Origin of the sequence: Actinacidiphila paucisporea (assembly GCF_900142575.1) — a bacterium.
GTDB classification, from domain to species: domain Bacteria; phylum Actinomycetota; class Actinomycetes; order Streptomycetales; family Streptomycetaceae; genus Actinacidiphila; species Actinacidiphila paucisporea.
This window is the reverse complement of sequence record NZ_FRBI01000014.1, coordinates 46,167-66,334: the sequence shown is the minus strand read 5'-3', so window position 1 is coordinate 66,334 and position 20,168 is coordinate 46,167. Positions and strand designations below refer to the sequence as shown.

Sequence of the window (20,168 nt, the reverse complement as noted above, 5' to 3'; positions counted from 1 at the left end):
CTTGCACAGATATCTCCGATTTCGTCAACTTTTCGGAGAAATCGGGTAGCAAGACAGGTGACGCCCGATCACAGAGGAGTGGTGTGCATGCCGATGCCGCTGTTCGACGACGTCGAACCACCGCCCGCCTGCGGATGCGAGGGCTGCGCACGGCAGCGCCTCGCCGACTCCCTGGCCCGAGACACCCGCGGGCCCGCCGGCACCGGCGCCACCAGGGCCCTGGTGGTGGCCGCCGTGGCGGGCACCGCGCTCAGCGGCACCGCGGCCGCCGCCGTGCCCCGCCCCGCCGCTGTCACCGGCCACACCACCGGCCGCGGCTCCCTGGCCGCGCCCGCCGCGCCCGTCCCGCTGCGGCTGACCCGCGCGCAGATCCTGCAACGGGCCAAGAGGTGGGTGACGGCCGGGGTGCCGTACAGCATGACCGCCCACTGGAAGGACGGCTACCGGCAGGACTGCTCCGGCTTCGTCTCCATGGCCTGGGGGCTCGGCGTCAACGCCTGGACCGGCGACCTCGCCCACTACGCGGTCCGCGTCACCCGCGACCGGTTGCGGCCGGGCGACCTCCTGCTCTTCCACAACACCGCGGACCCGCAGAAGGGCTCCCACGCCGTGATCTTCGCGGGCTGGGCGAACAGGTCGCGCACCCGCTACAAGGCCTACGAGCAGGCGGTCCCCGGCGCCAGGGCCAGGACGACGCCGTACGCCTACTGGGTCGACTCCGCGAAGTACGTCCCGTACCGCTACCGGTACCTGGCCGGCAGCCCCGGGCCCGCCGCCACCGGCTACCCGGGCCGGGCCGCGTTCGGCACCGGCCGCTCCGGCGCCGCCGTCGCCCGGCTCGGCAGCCTGCTGATCGGCCGCGGCGCCGGCGCCTACTACCGGGTCGGTCCCGGGCGGGTGTGGAGCGCGGCCGACCGCGCCGCCACCGCCGCCTTCCAGCGCGCCCAGGGCTGGACCGGCGCCAAGGCCGACGGCATGCCCGGCCCCACCACGTGGTCGTACCTGGTCCACCACAAGGGCCACGACATCGCCGGCGGCCCGCGGCGCACCACCGCCCACAAAACCACGGCCCCGTCGCACCCCGGGGCCGGGTCCCTCCGCCCGGAAGGCACCACTGGCCACAAGTCCACGGCCCCGCCGTACCCCGGGGCCGGGTCCTTCCGCCCCGGGCGCGGCAATGACAGCGTCCTCGCGCTCGGCCACCGGCTGGTCGCCAAGGGCTTCGGCGCCGGCTACCGCCCCAGCCGCCACTGGCGCGAGGCCGACCGCCGCAAGGTCGAGGCCTTCCAGCGCGCCCAGGGCTGGTCGGGCCGCAGCGCCGACGGACATCCCGGCCCCGAGACGTGGAGGCGACTGTTCTCGTGACACCACCCGACACCGCCGCACCCACCGGGCCCGCGGAGAGCCAGGAGCCAGCGCGGGCCGCCGAACGGCCCGCGCGGACCGCGGAAGCCGCCCAGGCCGGCGGCCTCGCGCAGGACGACCGTCCCGACGGCCCCGCCAGGGCGGACCTGCCCGAGCAGCCCGGCCCCTCCACCGAGCAGACGCTGCTGATGCCGCGGGTCCAGCCGCCCGCTGACGCGCTCGCCGAGCGGCCGGGTCCGTGCCTGCCGGGGTGGACGGCGGGGACCGCGCTGGCGGCCGCGGTCGGCGCCGCGGCGTGGCTGCTGTGGCGGGCGGGACTGCTCCCGCTGCCGCCGACCGGCGGGCTGCTGCCCGGGCCGCCGGACGGCGTGGTGCGGGGGAGCGGGCTGTGGAGCGGGCTGGTGCTCATCGGCGCCGTCGCCGCGCTCGCGGGCAGCGGGCTGACGCGGGGCCGGCCCGGCAGGGTCTGGGTGCTCACCCGGTACGGCGGCTACCGCGGCACGGTCCGCCGCACCGGGCTGCTGTGGATCAGCCCCCTGCTGCGGCGGCGCCGGATGGACGTGTCGCTGAGGCACTGGCGCAGCCGCCCGATCGACGCGGTCGACGCGTACGGCACCCCCGTCCAGGTCACCGTGCTGCTGGTGTGGCGGATCAGGGAGACCGCGCGGGCCGCCTTCGCGGTCGACGACTGCACCCGGCTGCTGCGCGAGGAGGTCGAGGCGGCGGTCGCCCGTGCGGTGTCCCGGCACCCGGCGGACGACTTCCGCGGTGACGCGGTGACGCTGCGGGACTGCGACCGGCTCGGCGACGAGCTGGGGCGCCTGGTGGCCGGCGCGGTGCGCGAGGCGGGCGTGGAGGTCTTCTCGGTGACGCCGGTGCGGCTGGACTACGCCCCCGAGGTCGCGGTGGCGATGCGCCGGGCCAGGATCGCCTCGCTGGAGGCCAGGCGGCGCAGGGCGGTGCTGGACGACGTCCTGACCGCGGTCGCCGACACCCTGCGCGGGATCGCCGAGCGCGGCCTGGTGGAGCTGGACGACTACGAACGCAAGTCTCTGGTCCGCGACCTGACGGTGGCCCTGCTCGCCGCCCCCGAGCCCGCGGGGGGCCGGCCGCGCGGCTGAGCCGGGGCTCGGAAAGGGCGGGGGCGGGAAACGGGAGGGGGCGGGGCCGCAACGGCCCCGCCCCCCTCGTATCGGTCCGCGTCAGGCCGGGACGCTCGCGACGCCCGGGGCCAGGAACGGCTTGCCGTTCACCCGCTGCGAGACGCCCTCACGGTCCAGGTAAGGAGTCACACCGCCCAGGTGGAAGGGCCAGCCGGCACCGGTGATCAGGCACAGGTCGATGTCCTGCGCCTCGGCGACCACGCCCTCGTCGAGCATCAGCCCGATCTCCTGCGCCACCGCGTCGAGCACCCGCTCCCGCACCTGCTCCTCGGTCAGCACGCTGTCGCCCTGCTTGAGCAGCGCGGCGACCTCCGGGTCCAGCTCGGGGCGGCCCGAGTCGTAGACGTAGAAGCCGCGCTTGCCGGCCTTGACGACCGCCGCCAGGTTCTCCGAGACGGTGAAGCGATCGGGGAAGGCGCCGTGCAGGGTCTGCGAGACGTGCAGGCCGATGGCGGGGCCGACCAGTTCCAGCAGCACCAGCGGGGACATCGGCAGGCCCAGCGGCTCGATCGCCTTCTCGGCGACCGCCACCGGGGTGCCCTCGTCGATGACGTTCTGGATCTCGCCCATGAAGCGGGTCAGGATCCGGTTGACGACGAAGGCCGGCGCGTCCTTGACCAGCACCGCGGTCTTGCGCAGCTTCTTGGCCACCGCGAAGGCCGTCGCCAGCGACGGGTCGTCGGTGCCCTCACCGCGGACGATCTCCAGCAGCGGCAGGATCGCGACCGGGTTGAAGAAGTGGAAGCCCACCACCCGCTCGGGGTGGTCGAGCTTCGCGGCCATCTCGGTCACCGACAGCGAGGAGGTGTTCGTGGCCAGGATCGTGTCCGGGCGCACCACCGCCTCCAGCTCCGCGAAGACCTGCTGCTTGACGCCCATCTCCTCGAAGACCGCCTCGATGACGAAGTCCGCGTCACCGAAGGCCGTGGCCTTGTCGAGGTGTCCGGTCACCAGCGCCTTGTAGCGGTTCGCCGCGTCCTGGCCGAGCCTGCCCTTGGCCAGCAGCTTGTCGATCTCGCCGTGGACGTAGGCCACGCCCTTGTCGATCCGCGCCTGGTCGATGTCGGTCAGCACCACGGGCACTTCGAGGCGGCGCACGAACAGCAGTGCCAGCTGCGAGGCCATCAGGCCCGCGCCGACCACGCCGACCTTGGACACGGGCCTGGCCAGTGCCTTGTCGGGGGCGCCGACCGGGCGCTTGCCGCGCCGCTGCACCAGGTTGAAGGCGTAGATGCCGCTGCGCAGCTCGCCGCCCATGATCAGGTCGGCCAGCGCCGCGTCCTCGGCGTCGAAGCCCCTCCCGAGGTCGCCGTCCTTGGCCGCCGCGATGATGTCCAGCGCCCGGTAGGCCGCCGGGGCCGCGCCGTGCACCTTGCCGTCGGCGATGAAGCGCCCGCGCTCCACGGCCTGGTCCCAGGCGTCACCGCGGTCGACCTCGGGGCGTACGACCTCGATCTCGCCCTTGAGGACGGCCGCGGTCCACGCCAGCGACTGCTCCAGGAAGTCCGCCGCCTCGAACAGCGCGTCTGCGATGCCCAGTTCGAAGACCTGGGCGCCCTTGAGCTGGCGGTTCTGGTTCAGCGAGTTCTCGATGATCACGGTGACCGCGCGGTCCGCGCCGATCAGGTTCGGCAGCAGCGCGCAGCCGCCCCAGCCGGGCACCAGGCCGAGGAAGACCTCGGGCAGCGAGAAGGCGGGCACCGAGGCGGAGACCGTGCGGTAGGTGCAGTGCAGGCCGATCTCGACGCCGCCGCCCATGGCCGCGCCGTTGTAGTAGGCGAAGGTGGGCACGGCGAGCGCGGACAGGCGCCGGAAGACGTCGTGCCCGCCCTTGCCGATGGCCAGCGCGTCCTCGTGGCGCTTCAGCAGCTCCACGCCCTTGAGGTCGGCGCCCACCGCGAAGATGAACGGCTTGCCGGTGATGCCGACGCCGGTGATCGAGCCGTCCGCCGCCTCCTTCTCGACCTGGTCGATCGCCGCGTCGAGGTTGGCGAGCGACTGCGGGCCGAAGGTGGTCGGCTTGGTGTGGTCCAGCCCGTTGTCCAGGGTGATCAGCGCGAAGCGGCCCGCGCCGGGCAGGTCGATGTGCCGTACCTGCGCGGCGGTGACGACCTCGCCGGGGAACAGCTCGGCCGCACCCTTGAGAAGTTCGGTGGTGGTGCTCACTTGCCGCTCCCGTCGAAGTGGGGGTTCTCCCAGACGACCGTGCCGCCCATGCCGAAGCCGACGCACATCGTGGTGATGCCGTAGCGCACGTGCGGCTGCTCCTCGAACTGCCGGGCCAGCTGGGTCATCAGCCGTACCCCGGAGGAGGCCAGCGGGTGGCCGAAGGCGATGGCGCCGCCGTACTGGTTGACCCGCGGGTCGTCGTCGGCGATGCCGTAGTGGTCGAGCAGCGACAGCACCTGGACGGCGAAGGCCTCGTTGACCTCGAACAGCCCGATGTCCTCGATGCCCAGGCCCGCCTTGGCGAGCGCCTTCTCGGTGGCCGGGATCGGGCCGATGCCCATGACCTCGGGCTCGACGCCCGCGAAGGCGTACGACACCAGGCGCATCTTCACCGGCAGGCCCAGCTCCCGGGCGACGTCCTCGGCGGCGAGCAGCGAGGCGGTCGCACCGTCGTTGAGGCCCGCCGCGTTGCCCGCGGTGACCCGGCCGTGCGCCCTGAAGGGCGTCTTGAGCCCGGCCAGCTGCTCCAGCGTGGTGCCGGGGCGCATCGGCTCGTCGGCGGTCGCGAGGCCCCAGCCGGTCTCACCGGCCTCGGCGTTCGTGCGGCGGACCGCGATCGGCACCAGGTCCTGCTGGATCCGGCCGTTGGCGTACGCCTTCGCCGCCTTCTCCTGGCTGCGGAGCGCGAACTCGTCGGCCCGCGCCCGGGTCAGCCCCGGGAAGCGGTCGTGCAGGTTCTCCGCGGTCATGCCCATGAACATCGCGGACTCGTCGACGAGCTTCTCCGAGACGAACCGCGGGTTCGGGTCCACGCCCTCGCCCATCGGGTGCCGCCCCATGTGCTCGACACCGCCCGCGACGACCACGTCGTACGCGCCGAACGCGATCCCGCCGGCCGTCGTCGTCACCGCGGTCATCGCACCGGCGCACATCCGGTCGATCGAGAACCCGGGCACGGTCGTCGGCAGCCCGGCCAGGATGCCCGCGGTACGCCCCAGGGTGAGCCCCTGGTCGCCGATCTGGGTCGTCGCGGCGACGGCGACCTCGTCGACACGTGCCGGGTCGAGGTCCGGGTTCCGCCGCAGCAGCTCCCGGATGCACTTGATCACCAGGTCGTCGGCGCGGGTCTCGTGATAGATGCCCTTCGGGCCCGCCTTGCCGAACGGGGTACGGACGCCGTCGACGAAGACGACGTCCCTCGCTGTACGGGGCACGAGGTACTCCCTTTTTTGTGTTCGCTCGCCTCCGGGCGCTTGGACCCGGTGTCGACAGTCGATCGTGCTCGGCCGTTGCTCACGACCTCTTTGCCTTCCCCCTCCGAGAGGGGAGAAAGCGACTGACGCTCATGCTACTCGCGGGTAACCGTTGGGGACAGTGCGACCCGGGGAAGCGGCGTAGGTCACACGGAAGGGGGCTACTCGTCCGCCGGCGGGCGGGCGGTGAGGGACTCGGCCAGCAGCGGCGCGGTCAGCCCGATCTGCCACGGGCGGGCCCCCAGCTCGGCCAGCGCCGCGGCGACCGCCTCGGGCGAGCGGTCCCCGGGTGGCGCCCAGCAGACCCGCCGGACGGTGTCCGGGGTGATCAGGTTCTCCTGCGGGAGATTCAGCTCCTCCGCCAGGGCGGTGACCGCGGCGCGGGCCGCCGACAGGCGGGCGGCGGCGACCGGATCCTTGTCCGCCCAGGCGCGCGGCGGGGGCGGCCCGGTGTACGCGGCCGTCGGCTGCGGCAGCTCGCGCTCGGGAAGACCGCGGGCCCGGTCCACCGCGGCCTGCCACTGGTCGAGCTGGCGGCGGCCCATCCGGTGCCCGAAACCGGGCAGCGCGGCCAGCGCGTGCACGTTCGGCGGATTCTCCAGCGCTGCGGCCACGATCGCCGCGTCGCTCAGCACCCGGCCCGGCGAGACGTCCCGCTCCCGGGCGGCACGGTCCCGGGCCAGCCACAGCTCGCGCACCACGCCGATCTGGCGGCGCCTGCGCACCTTGTGCATGCCCGACGTCCGGCGCCACGGGTCCACCCGGGGAGCCGGCGGCGGGGCGGCGGCGATCGCCGCGAACTCCTGCAGCGCCCACTCCAGCTTCCCCTGGGTGCGCAGCTCCTCCTCCAGCGCGTCGCGCAGGTCGACCAGCAGCTCGACGTCCAGCGCCGCATACCGCAGCCACGGCTCGGGCAGCGGGCGGGTGGACCAGTCGACGGCGGAATGACCCTTCTCCAGGGCGAAGCCCAGCACCTGCTCGACCATCGCGCCCAACCCGACCCGCGGGAAACCGGCCAGCCGCCCGGCCAGCTCGGTGTCGAACAGCGAGGTCGGACGCATGCCCAGCTCGGCCAGGCACGGAAGATCCTGGGTGGCGGCGTGCAGCACCCACTCGGTGCCGTGCAGCGCGGCGTCCAGGGAGGACAGGTCGGGACACCCGACGGGGTCGATCAGCGCGGTCCCTGCTCCGGCGCGGCGCAACTGGACCAGATAGGCCCGCTGTCCGTAGCGGTAGCCGGAGGCGCGCTCGGCATCGACGGCGACCGGGCCCGAACCCGCGGCGAAGGCCGCGACGACTTCCTTGAGAGCCTCCGGGTCTGCGGTCACCGGCGGAATGCCCTCGCGCGGGTCCAGCAGCGGAACCGGCGCCGCGTCTTCTTCCGGGGTTGCGGTCTCTCTGGCGTCGGTCACCTGTCAAGGCTACCCGTGCCGCGCCCTCCGGGGGTTCGCTCGTCCCTCCCGGGGTGCCCCCGACCCCTTTCCCGGGACCTTCCCCCGGTGGTGGGCTTGCCGCGCCGTACCCCGCGCCCCTGGTGTCCTGCCCCTTGCGGTGCGCCTTCGCCTTACGCGCCGTCGTGGCTGGTCGCGCAGTTCCCCGCGCCCCCGAAAACGCTCACCCTCCGCACAGAGGGCAAGCCCCTCAGGGGCGCGGGGAACTGCGCGCGCGACCACCGCGGTGGGCAGGCGAGCGGTCGTCGCAAGGGGCACCCCCCTGCGTGGGGGCGGAACGTTCCGCCCCCGGAGGGGTCAGTGGATGATGCCCGTGCGCAGCGCGACCGCGACCATCCCGGCACGGTCACCCGTGCCGAGCTTGCGCGCGATCCGCGCCAGGTGGCTCTTGACGGTCAGGGCCGACAGGCCCATCGACACGCCGATCGCCTTGTTGGACTGGCCCTCGGCGACGAGCCGGAGGACCTCCACCTCGCGGCCGGACAGCTCCCGGTAGCCGTTGCCGGGATGGCCGTTGGCCCCAGGGGGCCGGCGTTGCATGCGGGCGGCTGTGGCGCCGAGGGGGGCGAGGCCGGGGCGGCCGGCAATGGATCCCGGGCTGTTGCGCGTACCGGTCACGACGTAGCCCTTGACGCCGCCCGCGAGGGCGTTGCGCACCGCGCCGATGTCGTCGGCGGCGGAGAGCGCGAGGCCGTTGGGCCAGCCGGCCGCGCGGGTCTCGGCGAGCAGGGTGAGCCCGGAACCGTCGGGGAGATGGACGTCGGCGACGCAGATGTCGCGGGGATTACCGACCCGGGGCCGGGCCTCGGCGATCGACGAGGCCTCGATCACATCGCGAACCCCGAGAGCCCACAGGTGTCGGGTGACAGTGGAGCGGACGCGGGGGTCGGCTACGACGACCATGGCCGTCGGCTTGCTGGGACGGTAGGCGACCAGGCTCGTGGGCTGCTCGAGAAGAACGGACACCGGGCCTCCTGTGGCAAAGGGGACTGAAACGGTCACAGTTTCCTTCGGCAGCAAGTGCCCCGGGCTTTAGGGAAAGATCACGATTTATTGAGCATTATTTCCGGCAAATCGGACGGTCGATCGAACGCCAGAGCAGGCGGGGCACAGCTGTGCCCGGACACCGCCGTGCGGTGCCCGGGGTTGTCGGCCCGTCAGTCAGGTGCGCCGCTTCGGCAGCGGCACCACGCCCGCCGTACCGCGTACCGAGGCGTCAGGGCCCTCGGCGGGCGGCAGGCCCGCGCAGGTGCACAGCAGGTCGCACCAGGCCGCCAGGTGGGCCGTCACGTCGATCTCGCCGCCGGGCCGCTCCCGCGGCGACCACGAGGCGCGCAGTTCGATCCTGGTCTCGTCCGGCCGGTCGGCGAGGCCGCCGAAGAAGTGCGAGGACGCGCGCGAGACCGTACCGCTCGGCTCGTCGTGGTCGGCGCCGCGGGCGTCGAGCGCGCCGGTCAGCCAGGACCAGCTCACCTCGGGCAGCAGCGGGTCGCCGGCCATCTCCGGCTCCAGGTCGGCCCTGGCCAGTGTCACCAGCCGGAAGGTGCCGTGCCAGGCGTCGTGGCCGGCCGGTTCGTGCAGCAGCACCACCCGGCCGTCGGCCAGCTCCTCGCCGTCGGCCACCACCGTGGCCTCCAGCGCGTAGGCGTACGCGGCCAGCCGGCGCGGCGCCGTCACCTCCTCGATCCGCACTTCGGACCGCACCCGCGCCCCCCGCAGGGCGTCCACCGCATGCCGAAAGGGATAGGGGACCCCGTCGTCCTCGCCGAGCTGCCCATGCACCGCTGCCATGCCCGGAAGACTAGGGCGCTGACGCCCCTCGCGTGCGCAACAACACCCGAGGCCCCGGAAACCGGTGCCCGCGCCGCCGTGGGAGGATGCCCGTTGTGAGTGCGCACCAGCAGACCGCTGCTTCCCCTTTCATCCGTGCCTGCCGGAACGAACCGGTGCCGCACACCCCCGTGTGGTTCATGCGGCAGGCAGGGCGGTCGCTGCCCGAGTACCTGAAACTGCGTGAGGGCATCCCGATGCTCGAGTCGTGCACGCGGCCCGAGCTGGTCACCGAGATCACCCTGCAGCCGGTCAGGCGGCACCGGGTGGACGCGGCGATCTACTACAGCGACATCGTGGTGCCGCTCAAGGCGATCGGCCTCGACCTGGACATCAAGCCGGGCGTCGGCCCGGTCGTCGCGGACCCGATCCGCACCCGCCAGGACCTCGCCAGGCTGCGCGACCTGGAGCCGACCGACGTCGGCTACGTGACCGAGGCCGTCGGCCTGCTCACCGCCGAGCTGGGCGCCACCCCGCTGATCGGCTTCGCCGGCGCCCCCTTCACGCTGGCCAGCTACCTCGTGGAGGGCGGCCCGTCCCGCAACCACGAGCGCACCAAGGCCCTGATGTACGGCGACCCGGAGCTGTGGCGTGACCTGCTGGACCGGCTCGCCGACATCACCGCGGCCTTCTTGAAGGTGCAGATCGAGGCCGGCGCCAGCGCGGTGCAGGTCTTCGACTCCTGGGTCGGCGCGCTGTCGCCCGCCGACTACCGGCGTTTCGTGATGCCGTCCTCGGCCAAGGTCTTCGACGCCGTCGCCGGGTACGGGGTGCCCCGCATCCACTTCGGCGTCGGCACCGGCGAACTGCTCGGTCTGATGGGCGAGGCGGGCGCCGACGTGGTGGGCGTCGACTGGCGGGTGCCGCTGGACGAGGCCGCCCGCCGGGTCGGGCCCGGCAAGGCCCTGCAGGGCAACCTCGACCCGGCGGTGCTCTTCGCCCCGACCGCGGCCGTCGAGGCGAAGACCCGCGAGGTGCTGGACGCCGCGGCCGCGGCCGGCACCGGCCACGTCTTCAACCTCGGCCACGGCGTCCTGCCCAGCACCGACCCGGACGCGCTCAGCCGCCTGGTGGAATTCGTCCACCGCACCACGCGGGCGGCCTGAGCGCCCGGCCGCCGGTCAGGCCGGCGGCTCCTGCTCCGCCGGCGGCTCCGCCGCCCCCTGCGACGAAGCCCGTGCGGGCGAGTCCTGCCGCGGACCGGGCACCGGCGGGTGCTGCGGCAGCCGCCCGGCCGGCCGGGACGGCTTCGCCGGCGGCGCGGCCGGCTCGGTCCGCGGCCACCAGCGGCGTAGCAACATGACGGCCACCCAGGTCAGGGCCCCGAGCGCCAGGAACGGCAGTACCGCCGCCAGGATGACCAGCACGATCCGCACGGTCACGTAGAAGGCGTGCCAGCCGCCGCCCAGGGCCTTGCCGACGGTCTTCCAGAAGCCGTCCTTCTTCTTCACGGGCGCCTTGTGCACCACCGCCTTCACCGGCGGCTCGCTCAGCCGCAAGGTCACCGTGGCCAGGTCCGCCTGCGCCATCAGCGACGCCTGCTGGGCCTCCAGTGCCTCCAACGCGGCCTCGCGGGTGCTCAGTTCGCTCTCCAGCGACACCACGTCGGTGAGCCCGGACGCCTGGTCCATGAGCTTGCGCACCCGGTCGACGCTGGCCTGCTGCGACTTCACCCGGCTGCGCACGTCCACCACCTGGCCGGTGACGTCGTCCACGCTGACCTTGCGCCCCAGCAGGGTGCCGAGCCCGCCGAGTTCGTCGAGCAGCTGGTCGTACGCCGCCGGCGGCACCCGCAGCTGGATCGTGGAGGTGGCGTGGCCCGCCGCGTCCACCGCCGTGTCCTCGTCGCCGGAGTAGCCGCCCGCACGGGTGACCAGGGTCCTGGCCTGCTGCAACGCGTCCTCGACACGCGGGGTGCGCACGCTCAGCTCCGCGGTGCGCACCAGATACGTCGGGGCGAGCGACGGTGTCCTGCCGCCTTTCCCCGCGGACGGCGCGCTCGGCGCCGTACCGCTGCCGCCGCCGGAGCCCTGCGCCACGGCGCCGCTGTCCGCGCCGCTGCCACTGCTGCCGCCGCCCGACGTGCCGGCCTGCTGCCCGCTGCGGGCGCCGGCCGCGGGGGCGGCCGCCTTGTCCGCGCTGGACGATTTGTCGCTGGACGCGCCGCACCCGGCGACGCCGAGCGCGCCGGCCAGCAGCAGCGCCGCGAAGACGGCGGCGCCACGTCGGCGGCGGCGGGCACCGGGCGCGTGCCGCCCGGCAGCGGGTCCCGCGCTGGTTGCCGTGCTGCGTCTTGTGCTGGGTCTCATCTCGAATCCCCCCAAGGACAAGGGCCGTTGTGTCTTTCCGCTCGTTGGACGGACGGCCCCTCCGTCCCGTTGCCGCTCCGCGGTACCGAAGGCGTCACGGTCCGAACTCGATCCGGAGTCTGAGACAGTGGACGTATGAGCCACACGCACAGCCGCACGGACCCGGCAGCCGCTCGCGAGGCCGCGGGACCCGCGGCAGGACCCGCGGGGCGACATGTGGTGGTGATCGGCGGCGGCATCGCGGGCCTGGCCGCCGCCCACCGGCTGGCCGGCTCCGGCGCCCGGGTGACGCTCCTGGAGGCCTCGGCCCGGCTCGGCGGCAAGCTGCACGCCGACGAGATCGCCGGAGTGCCGGTCGACCTCGGTGCCGAATCGATTCTGGCCCGACGTCCGGAAGCGGTCGAGCTGGCCCGCGAGGTCGGCCTCGGCGACGACCTGGAGCCGCCCGCCGTGCTCGGTGCCGCCCTGTGGACCCGCGGCCGGCTGCGCCCGATGCCCAAGGGCCACGTGATGGGCGTCCCCGGCGACCTCGGCCCGCTCGCCGCCTCCGGGGTGCTCTCTGCCGCGGGCCTCGCCCGGCTGCCGCTCGACCACGTCCTGCCGCGCACCGGGATCGACGGCGACGTGGCCGTCGGCGCCTTCGTCGCCGCCCGGCTCGGTCGCGAGGTCGTCGACCGGCTGGTGGAGCCGCTGCTCGGCGGTGTCTACGCCGGGAACGCGTACGAGATCTCGCTGCGCGCCGCCGTCCCCCAGCTCTTCACCGCGGCCCGCACCGAGCGCTCGCTGATCACGGCGGCCCGCGCCGTCCAGGCCAGGGCCGCCGTGGCGGCCGGTGCCGGGCCGGTCTTCAACGGCATCCGCGGCGGCGTCGGCCGGCTGCCGCTCGCCGTCGCCGACGCCTGCCGGGCCGCCGGCGTCACGATCGCGACCTCGGCGCCGGTGCGCGAGCTGCGCAGGACCGGGCCGCACGGCTGGCAGGTGCGCCTCGATGACCGCGCCCTGGACGCCGACGCCGTGGTCCTCGCCGTCCCCGCGCCCGTCGCCGCCCGGCTGCTCGGCGCCGAGTCGCCGGCCGCCGCGGCCGACCTGGGCAGCGTCGACTACGCGAGCATGGCGCTGGTCACCATGGCCTTCCGCCGCGCCCACCTGGACCGGCTGCCGAGGTCCAGCGGCTTCCTCGTCCCGCCGGTCGACGGCCGTACGATCAAGGCCTCGACCTTCTCCAGCCGCAAATGGGGCTGGCAGGACGCGGCCGGCGGCGACACGGTGGTGCTGCGCACCTCGGTCGGCCGCCACGGCGACGAGGGGGACCTCGCCTGGGACGACACCGACCTGGTCCGGCTGTCCCGCGAGGACCTGGGGGAGGCGGTCGGCCTGCGGGCCGCACCGGTCGCCGCCCGCGTCACCCGCTGGGACGGCGGCCTGCCGCAGTACCCGGTCGGCCACGTCGACCGTGTCGCCCGCATCCGCGAGCAGGTCGCCAAGCTCCCCGGCCTCGCGGTCTGCGGCGCCCCCTACGAGGGCGTGGGCATCCCGGCCTGCGTCGGCAGCGGGCACCGCGCGGCCCGCGAGGTGCTGGGGACCCTGGTCGAGCGCGGTGAGGGCGGCGCGGGAGAATAGCCGCATGACCGACTCGACTGCCGACCACGCCCTCGACTCCGCCGCCGCGGAAGCCGTGGCGCACGCCAAGACCGCCCACGCGGGCAAGAAGGCCAAGGACCTCAACGAGGTCATCCGCTACACGCTGTGGTCGGTCTTCCGGCTGCGCGCCCCGCTGCCCGAGGACCGCTCCGGGTACGCGGACGAGGTCCAGGAGCTGTTCGACCAGCTCGCCGCCAAGGACGTGACGGTCCGCGGCACCTACGACGTCTCCGGCCTGCGGGCCGACGCCGACCTGATGATCTGGTGGCACGCGGAGACCGCGGAGGCGCTCCAGGAGGCGTACAACCTCTTCCGCCGCACCCGGCTGGGCCGCGCGCTGGAGCCGGTGTGGTCGAACATGGCGCTGCACCGCCCGGCCGAGTTCAACAAATCGCACGTCCCGGCCTTCCTCGCCGACGAGACGCCCCGCGACTTCGTCAGCGTCTACCCCTTCGTGCGCTCGTACGACTGGTACCTGCTGCCCGACGAGGACCGCCGCCGCATGCTCGCCGACCACGGCAAGCTGGCCCGCGGCTACCCCGACGTCCGCGCCAACACCGTGGCGTCCTTCTCGCTCGGCGACTACGAGTGGATCCTCGCCTTCGAGGCGGACGAGCTGTACCGCATCGTCGACCTCATGCGGCACCTGCGCGCCTCCGAGGCCCGCATGCACGTCCGCGAGGAGGTCCCCTTCTACACCGGCCGCCGCCGCGCGGTCGCCGACCTGGTCGCCGGTCTGGCCTGACGCCGGACCCTAGGCGCTGCCGAGGGCGGGGTGCGCGGCGACGACCGTCGGGGAGCCCGGCGGGATCTCGGTGAAACCGGCGTCCCGCACGACCGGCAGGGCCGTGGCGGTGAGCCGGGCCCACTCGTCCGGCGCGGGGGTGCGGACCGCCAGCGGGAAGTCCGCCGCCCGCCAGGCCGCGCGCTCGGCGGCGTCCAGCTCCCACCAGGCGAGCTGGGCCCCGTGCCCGGCCTGGGCCATCGCCTTGCCGGCGGACATCGTCAGGTCCGGGTTGGTCCACAGCACCGGCACTCCCTGCGGCGGCGGGCCCACCGGCTCGGGGTCGTCCAACTCGGTGCCCGACACCTGGAGTTTGGCCAGATCCTTGGGCCAGCCGTCCAGCGGCACCGGCGGGAAGACCCGGACCTCGGCGGCCCGCCCCGTCACGGTGATGCCGGGCAGTGCCGCGGCCCTGCGCCATTCCGCGCCCCGCGCCCGCCGTACGACCTTCCTGATCCGGGCGTCCTGCCAGTCCCGCACCGCCTGCGCCCACGCGCCGTCCTCGGCGGTGGCCCGCTCGTCGGACAGCAGGGTCAGCACGGCGCGGGCCGCCGTCTCCAGCGCGTCGGTGCGCGGCGGCGGCGCGTCCCGCTCGATGCGTACCACCAGGGGCAGGACGAACTGCGGTGCCGCGTCCCGCTCTGCGGCGCTGTGCTGGAAAGGGCTGGTCACAGCGCAAGTCTGCCACCGCCTCGCGGCGGGTCGCGGTGGGGTGGGCCCAGGCGGCCGGGTCCGCCGGCCCCCGACGCACGGGAAGGCCCCCGTACCGCGCGGTACGGGGGCCTTCCTCGCTCGCTATTCCTTCGGGCTGAGCCGCAGGGAGATCGAGTTGATGCAGTAGCGCTGGTCGGTCGGTGTGCCGTAGCCCTCGCCCTCGAAGACGTGGCCGAGGTGCGAGCCGCAGCGCGCGCAGCGCACCTCCACCCGCGCCATGCCCATCGTGCGGTCCTCGATCAGCTCGACGGCGTCGCTGTCGGCCGGGTCGTAGAAGGACGGCCAGCCGCAGTGCGACTCGAACTTCGTGTCGGAACGGAAGAGCTCGGCGCCGCACGCCCGGCACGCGTACACGCCCTCGGTCTTGACGTCCGTGTACTCGCCGGTGAAGGGACGCTCGGTGCCGGCCTTGCGCAGGACCGCGTACTCCTGCGGTGACAGCTCCGCGCGCCACTGCTCGTCGGTCTTGTTCACTTCATACGACATGGAGGTCCTCTCAGCTGCCGAGACGGGCGAGAATCCGTGGTCCGAGGTCGGTCACGTCGCCCGCTCCCATGGTGAGAACGAGATCACCGGGCTTCGCCATTCCTGCCACCGCGTCGAGTACCGCGTCCCGGTCGGGTCCGGCGGTCACGTCGGCGCCCGCGGCCCTTGCCGCGTCGATGACGACCGCGCTGGTCACCCCCGGGATCGGGTCCTCGCGCGCCGGATAGATGTCCAGCACCACCGAGGCGTCGGCCAGCGCCAGGGCGTCGCCCATCTCCGCGCCCAGCTCCCGGGTGCGGCTGAAGAGGTGCGGCTGGAAGACCACCAGCACCCGGCCGCCCTCTGCCGCGCCGCGGATCGCCTCCAGGTCGGCGGCCATCTCGGTCGGGTGGTGCGCGTAGGAGTCGATCACCTGCACGCCGGCCGCCTCGCCCTTGAGCTGCAGCCGCCGCTTCACGCCGGTGTATTTGGCCAGCGCCGACGCGAGATTGCGGGCGGGCGCCCCGATCGCGATGCCCGCGGCGAGCGCGGCGACCGCGTTGAGCGCGTAGTGCCTGCCGGGGACCGACACCGTGAAGGTCAGCATCCGGCCGTCGAGCAGCACGGTGACCTCGCCGGCCAGGCCGCGCGGGTTGATCTTCACCACCCGCACGTCGGCGTCCTCGGCCTCGCCGACCGTCACGATCCGCAGGTCCCCCATGTCGCGCACCCGGGAGGTCAGCTCCACCGCGCCCGGCTGGTCGGCCGAGACCACCAGGGTGCCGCCCGGCCGCACCTTGCCCACGAAGGTCTCGAAGGAGTCGTAGATCTCCTCCAGCGAGGCGTAGTTGGCGTGGTGGTCCAGCTCCACGTTCAGCACGATCGCCACCTCGGGGGCGTACGTGTGGAAGCTGCGGTCGCTCTCGTCCGCCTCGGCGACGAAGATCTCGCCGCCGCCGTGGTGGGCGTTGGACCCGGGCGCGTCGAGGTCGCCGCCGATCGCGTACGACGGGTCGGCGCCGAGCGCGGTCAGGGCGACCGCCAGCATCGAGGTGGTGGTCGTCTTGCCGTGCGTGCCGGCCACCGCGATCGGCCGGGTGCCCTCCATCAGCGCGGCCAGCGCGTCGCTGCGGTGCACCACCGGCACCCCGCGCTCGCGGGCCGCCGCCAGCTCCGGGTTCTCCGGGCGGATGGCGCTGGAGACGACCACGGCGGTCGCGTCCTGCGCCAGGTGCGCGGCGTCGTGCCCCACGTGCACGGTGACGCCCAGCGCGCGCAGCGCAGCGGCCGTCTCCGACTCGCGCGAGTCACTGCCCGCCACCCGCGCCCCGCGCTGCGCGAGGATCTTCGCGATGCCCGACATCCCGGCGCCGCCGATACCGATGAAGTGCGGTCGGTCCAAGGTGGGCGGAACGGACGGGCTCATACGCGGATCTCCCCAGGGGTGGGCCGTTGACGGGTCAGCCGATTCTCGCACTGCCCGCGGCCGCCGGCCCTCACCCCTGGCCCGGCTGCTCGCCGTCGTCCTGCTGCGCGAAGAGCTTGAGCACCGGCACGCCCACCTTGTGCCGGGCGCGGGAGGTCCAGTCGCGGTGGAAGAACTCCTCCACGAAGTGCGGCGCGGTCAGCACGATGACCTCGTCGGCGCCGGTCCGCTCCACCACCGTCCGCAGCGCGTCCAGCGGGTGCCGCTGGACGATCTCGCCGACGGCCTCGGCGCCGGCCGCGTGCAGCGCCGCGATCGAGTGCACCAGCGCCCGCTCGGCGGGCTGGAGGGCCTCGTCGCCCTCCGGCACCTCGTTCTCCCTGGCCGCGTCCTCCAGATAGCCGAGCGCCACGTCGTCCACCGCCCGCAGCAGCCGGTCCTGGTCGCCGCGGGGCTGCATCAGCACCACGAAGGAGACCGGCTCCTCGCCGTGCAGGGTGGTGATCAGCTCCACGTCCGCCGAAGCGAGCGGCTTCTCGATCATGAGTACGGTCGTGAACACGGACGCGTCCTTCTTTCTCACGGGCTCTCTCACAGGCCACTCGGCCGCTGTGCCAACCATCCTGCCCCGATCTTCACAGGGCAGCGGGGTAAGTGTTCCCGAGCGGCGCCAAGCGTCACGAACGAGTCCGCTTTTTTGCGGCCCGTCCTTGCCCCGGCTGCGCGCGGTGCGCTCAGGTGCGGACATAACGGGTGAAAAGGTAGCCGTCCTCTTCCAGGACGGACAGCGGTACGAAGCGGGCCGGCCCGGTGGGCACCGGGAGGCCGTTCATGACGCGCGGCGCGTCACCGCCCACCAGCAGCGGCGCCACCGTCAGGCACAGCTCGTCCAGCGCGCCGGCCGCCGCGAACTGCGCCAGCAGCCGGGGGCCGCCCTCGTGCAGCAGGCGGGTGTGACCCAGTGCGGCCAGCTCCGCGACCGCGCGGACCGGGTTGATGCCGTCGTCCCCGGCAAGCACCACCCGGGCGCCGGCCTCGCGCGCCGCGGCGAGCCGCTTTTGCGGCGCCGTGGTGCCGGTCAGCACCAGGGTCGGCGCGGCCGGCTCGCGGAAGAGCGGCGCGTCGAAGTCCAGGTCGAGACGTCGGGTCACCACCGCGATCACCGGGGCCGGCGACTGGCCGTCCGCGGCGCGCTGCTCGGCGAAGTCGCGGCGGGCCTTGGCCGGGCGGTAGCCCTCCTGGCGGACGGTCTCGGCGCCGACGATGATCACGTCGGCCAGGGCCCGCAGCGTGCCGAAGACGCGCATGTCACCGGGGGAGGACAGCGGGGCGGACCTGCCGTCGGCGTGGGCGGCGCCGTCGAGCGACGCGACCATGTTCGCCCGCACGTACGGGCGCTCCTCCCCGCGTGCGGGGTAGGCGTAGGCGGCGGCCAGGCCGCGGGGCGTGTCGAGGAGGGCGGAGTCCGCCGTCCCGGCGGCAGGGTGCAGGCGGCGCATGCCCAGCAGTCTTCCACGAGCTGTTTTGCCCCGCAGGGGGAGGCGTGGCGCCGCGCGGGCGGGCGTCGCGGCCAACCGGCGAACCCGGGGCGTCAGGCCTGGGCGGGACGCACTAGGCTAAGGAGCCGTGTCCTCTTCCGCCCTGATCAGACCGGTTTCCCTCAGTGGGCGCAGCCCGCATGTCGAGGTCGGGCGGCTCGTCCAGGAGATGGTGCCGCCGCCGCGGTTCGACGGGGTGCGGTTCGAGACGTACGTGGCGGATCCGGCGCAGCCGAGCCAGGCCGCGGCGGTGGCGCTGCTCAGGGCGTTCGCGGAGCGGAAGGCGCCCCAGGCGCGGCGCGGGTGGTTCCGGCGGGAGCCGGCGCCGCCGGCCGGCGGGGTCTATCTGGACGGCGGCTACGGCGTCGGCAAGACGCATCTGCTGGCCTCGCTGTGGCATGCGACGCCTGCTCCCCGGGAGCGCAAGGCGTTCGGCACGTTCGTGGAGTTGACGAACCTGGTCGGGGCGCTGGGCTTCCAGCCCGCGGTGCAGGCCCTCAAGGACCACGCGCTGCTGTGCATCGACGAGTTCGAGCTGGACGACCCGGGCGACACGGTGCTGGTCAGCACGCTGCTGGGGAAGCTCGCGGACGCGGGCGTACGGCTGGCGGCGACGTCGAACACGCTGCCGGGGAAGCTGGGGGAGGGGCGCTTCGCCGCGGCGGACTTCATGCGGGAGATACAGGGCCTGTCCGCCCGGTTCACCAGTGTGCGGATCGACGGCGAGGACTACCGGCACCGCGGGCTGCCGGCGGCGCCCGAGCCGTACCCGGACGAGCAGGTGCTGCGGGCCGCGCTGCGGACGCCGGGAGCGGCGCTCGACGACTTCGACGCGCTGGCCGCGCATCTGGCGGCGGTGCACCCGAGCAGATACGGGGCGCTGTGCGACGGGGTCGAGGCGGTCTTCCTGCGCGGGGTTGCCGAGGTCACCGACCAGGCGACGGCGCTGCGCCTGGTGGTGTTCGCCGACCGGCTCTACGACCGGGAGGTACCCGTGATGGCCTCCGGCGTGCCCTTCGACCGGCTCTTCGGGGCGGAGCTGCTGGCAGGCGGCTACCGGAAGAAGTATTTCCGTGCGGTGTCCCGGCTGACGGCGCTGGCCAGGGACGCGGGGCGGCCGCACGGCGCTGGCGGGACGGCCTGAAGGGGCGCAGGATCGGCGCATGGGCAAGAAGGACGACCGCAAGAAGGCGGACCGCAAGAAGGCGGACGGCGGCCTGCGATCGCTGCTGCGGTTGCCGCAGGACCGCGTGGACCTGGCGGAGTACGACACCCGGGCGACGCCAGGCGGTCCCGACGGCAAGACGACGGCGCTGGCCGAGATGGTCCGCCTTCGCGAGCGGCTGGCCGGACTGCAGGAGCGGCTGTACGCGCAGAGCACCGCGGGTGACCCGCGGAGCCTGCTGCTGGTGCTCCAGGGCATGGACACCTCGGGCAAGGGCGGCACCGTCAAGCACGTGGCGGCCGGGCTGAACCCGACGGGAGTGCGGGTGACGGCCTTCAAGGCGCCGACCGCCGAGGAGTCGCAGCACCCGTTCCTGTGGCGGATCCGCAAGGCGCTGCCCAAGCCGGGCGAGATCGGCGTCTTCGACCGCTCGCACTACGAGGACGTGCTGATCGCCCGGGTGCGCGAGCTGGTGCCGGAGGCGACCTGGAGCCGGCGCTACGGCGTGATCAACCGCTTCGAGCAGTCGCTCGCGGACGACGGCGTCACCGTGGTGAAGGTCTTCCTGCACATCAGCTACGAGGAGCAGCGCAAGCGCCTGCTGGCCCGGCTGGACAACCCCGACAAGCACTGGAAGTTCAACGAGGGCGACATCGCCGAGCGCGCGCTGTGGCCGGCCTACCAGCAGGCGTACGAAGCCGCCCTGACCCGCTGCTCGACCGACACCGCGCCCTGGTACGTGGTCCCCGCCGACCGCAAGTGGTACCGCAACTGGGCGGTCGCCCAGCTGCTGCTGGAGCACCTGGAGCTGATCGGCCCCCAGTACCCGAAGGCCGATTTCGACGTGGCGGCCTGCCGCGCCGCGCTGCTCAGGACCTAGTCTAGGGCCTGGCCC

General features: G+C 74.0%; 18 protein-coding genes. 7 read left to right on the top strand and 11 right to left on the bottom strand.

The window, feature by feature from the left end; all coding sequences use genetic code 11:
* Positions 1-87 precede the first annotated feature (87 nt).
* Both BUE44_RS21140 and BUE44_RS21135 read left to right on the top strand, forming a co-directional pair.
* Complete coding sequence (locus BUE44_RS21140) at positions 88-1,365, top strand: peptidoglycan-binding protein (RefSeq protein ID WP_073500540.1); 1,278 nt, start codon at positions 88-90, stop codon at positions 1,363-1,365.
* The gene (locus BUE44_RS21135; protein ID WP_073500539.1) at positions 1,362-2,486 is read left to right on the top strand and encodes an SPFH domain-containing protein; all 1,125 of its coding nucleotides are present in this window, start codon (positions 1,362-1,364) and stop codon (positions 2,484-2,486) included. The genes BUE44_RS21140 and BUE44_RS21135 overlap by 4 nt, the downstream gene beginning before the upstream one ends.
* 81 nt (positions 2,487-2,567) lie before the next feature.
* Here the strand turns inward: BUE44_RS21135 and BUE44_RS21130 are convergent, their stop codons facing one another.
* The 5 genes from BUE44_RS21130 to BUE44_RS21110 all read right to left on the bottom strand — a co-directional run bounded on the left by BUE44_RS21130 (position 2,568) and on the right by BUE44_RS21110 (position 9,192).
* Positions 2,568-4,694: a 3-hydroxyacyl-CoA dehydrogenase NAD-binding domain-containing protein gene (locus BUE44_RS21130; protein WP_073500538.1), complete on the bottom strand. Its 2,127-nt coding sequence runs from the start codon at positions 4,692-4,694 to the stop codon at positions 2,568-2,570.
* Positions 4,691-5,911 carry a thiolase family protein gene (locus tag BUE44_RS21125; protein WP_073500537.1) on the bottom strand — a complete coding sequence of 407 codons (1,221 nt, stop codon included), beginning with the start codon at positions 5,909-5,911 and terminating at the stop codon, positions 4,691-4,693. Before BUE44_RS21125 ends, BUE44_RS21130 begins: the two co-directional genes overlap by 4 nt.
* 200 nt (positions 5,912-6,111) lie before the next feature.
* Positions 6,112-7,362, bottom strand: a complete 1,251-nt coding sequence (locus tag BUE44_RS21120; RefSeq protein WP_073500536.1) for a ribonuclease D — start codon at positions 7,360-7,362, stop codon at positions 6,112-6,114.
* 336 nt (positions 7,363-7,698) lie between these two features.
* Positions 7,699-8,367 (bottom strand): response regulator transcription factor, encoded by a 669-nt coding sequence (locus BUE44_RS21115; protein ID WP_073500535.1) that lies wholly within the window; start codon positions 8,365-8,367, stop codon positions 7,699-7,701.
* Between the two features lie 195 nt (positions 8,368-8,562).
* Entirely contained in the window at positions 8,563-9,192 is a 630-nt protein-coding gene (locus BUE44_RS21110) for a DUF3000 domain-containing protein (protein WP_073500534.1), read from the bottom strand.
* A gap of 86 nt (positions 9,193-9,278) precedes the next feature.
* On the opposite strand from BUE44_RS21110, the gene hemE reads away from it, so the two are divergent.
* Complete coding sequence (hemE, locus tag BUE44_RS21105) at positions 9,279-10,337, top strand: uroporphyrinogen decarboxylase (RefSeq protein ID WP_073500533.1); 1,059 nt, start codon at positions 9,279-9,281, stop codon at positions 10,335-10,337.
* A 15-nt stretch (positions 10,338-10,352) separates the two neighbouring features.
* Here the strand turns inward: hemE and BUE44_RS21100 are convergent, their stop codons facing one another.
* On the bottom strand, positions 10,353-11,540 hold the full coding sequence (locus BUE44_RS21100) for a DUF4349 domain-containing protein (RefSeq protein ID WP_079189924.1): 1,188 nt from the start codon (positions 11,538-11,540) through the stop codon (positions 10,353-10,355).
* A gap of 135 nt (positions 11,541-11,675) precedes the next feature.
* Between BUE44_RS21100 and hemG the strand changes: the two genes are divergently transcribed.
* On the top strand, positions 11,676-13,160 hold the full coding sequence (gene hemG / locus BUE44_RS21095) for a protoporphyrinogen oxidase (RefSeq protein ID WP_079189923.1): 1,485 nt from the start codon (positions 11,676-11,678) through the stop codon (positions 13,158-13,160).
* Between the two features lie 4 nt (positions 13,161-13,164).
* Positions 13,165-13,926, top strand: a complete 762-nt coding sequence (gene hemQ / locus BUE44_RS21090; RefSeq protein ID WP_407640040.1) for a hydrogen peroxide-dependent heme synthase — start codon at positions 13,165-13,167, stop codon at positions 13,924-13,926.
* Between the two features lie 9 nt (positions 13,927-13,935).
* Here hemQ and BUE44_RS21085 read toward each other — a convergent pair whose 3' ends face one another.
* From BUE44_RS21085 to BUE44_RS21065, 5 genes are all read right to left on the bottom strand, one after another.
* A complete protein-coding gene (locus tag BUE44_RS21085; RefSeq protein ID WP_073500532.1) occupies positions 13,936-14,637 on the bottom strand; it encodes a peptidyl-tRNA hydrolase in 702 nt (233 codons plus the stop codon).
* 123 nt (positions 14,638-14,760) lie between these two features.
* Entirely contained in the window at positions 14,761-15,165 is a 405-nt protein-coding gene (gene msrB, locus BUE44_RS21080; protein ID WP_073500531.1) for a peptide-methionine (R)-S-oxide reductase MsrB, read from the bottom strand.
* A gap of 10 nt (positions 15,166-15,175) precedes the next feature.
* Entirely contained in the window at positions 15,176-16,570 is a 1,395-nt protein-coding gene (murC, locus tag BUE44_RS21075; protein WP_073500530.1) for a UDP-N-acetylmuramate--L-alanine ligase, read from the bottom strand.
* Positions 16,571-16,640: 70 nt separating this feature from the next.
* Positions 16,641-17,132 carry an indole-3-glycerol phosphate synthase gene (locus tag BUE44_RS21070; protein ID WP_073500529.1) on the bottom strand — a complete coding sequence of 164 codons (492 nt, stop codon included), beginning with the start codon at positions 17,130-17,132 and terminating at the stop codon, positions 16,641-16,643.
* A gap of 172 nt (positions 17,133-17,304) precedes the next feature.
* The gene (locus BUE44_RS21065) at positions 17,305-18,069 is read right to left on the bottom strand and encodes a pyrimidine reductase family protein (protein WP_073500528.1); all 765 of its coding nucleotides are present in this window, start codon (positions 18,067-18,069) and stop codon (positions 17,305-17,307) included.
* Positions 18,070-18,196: 127 nt separating this feature from the next.
* Here BUE44_RS21065 and zapE point away from each other — a divergent pair, with 127 nt between their 5' ends.
* Both zapE and BUE44_RS21055 read left to right on the top strand, forming a co-directional pair.
* On the top strand, positions 18,197-19,252 hold the full coding sequence (gene zapE / locus BUE44_RS21060) for a cell division protein ZapE (RefSeq protein ID WP_073500527.1): 1,056 nt from the start codon (positions 18,197-18,199) through the stop codon (positions 19,250-19,252).
* Positions 19,253-19,271: 19 nt separating this feature from the next.
* Positions 19,272-20,153 carry a polyphosphate kinase 2 family protein gene (locus BUE44_RS21055; RefSeq protein ID WP_073500526.1) on the top strand — a complete coding sequence of 294 codons (882 nt, stop codon included), beginning with the start codon at positions 19,272-19,274 and terminating at the stop codon, positions 20,151-20,153.
* Positions 20,154-20,168: the final 15 nt, after the last annotated feature.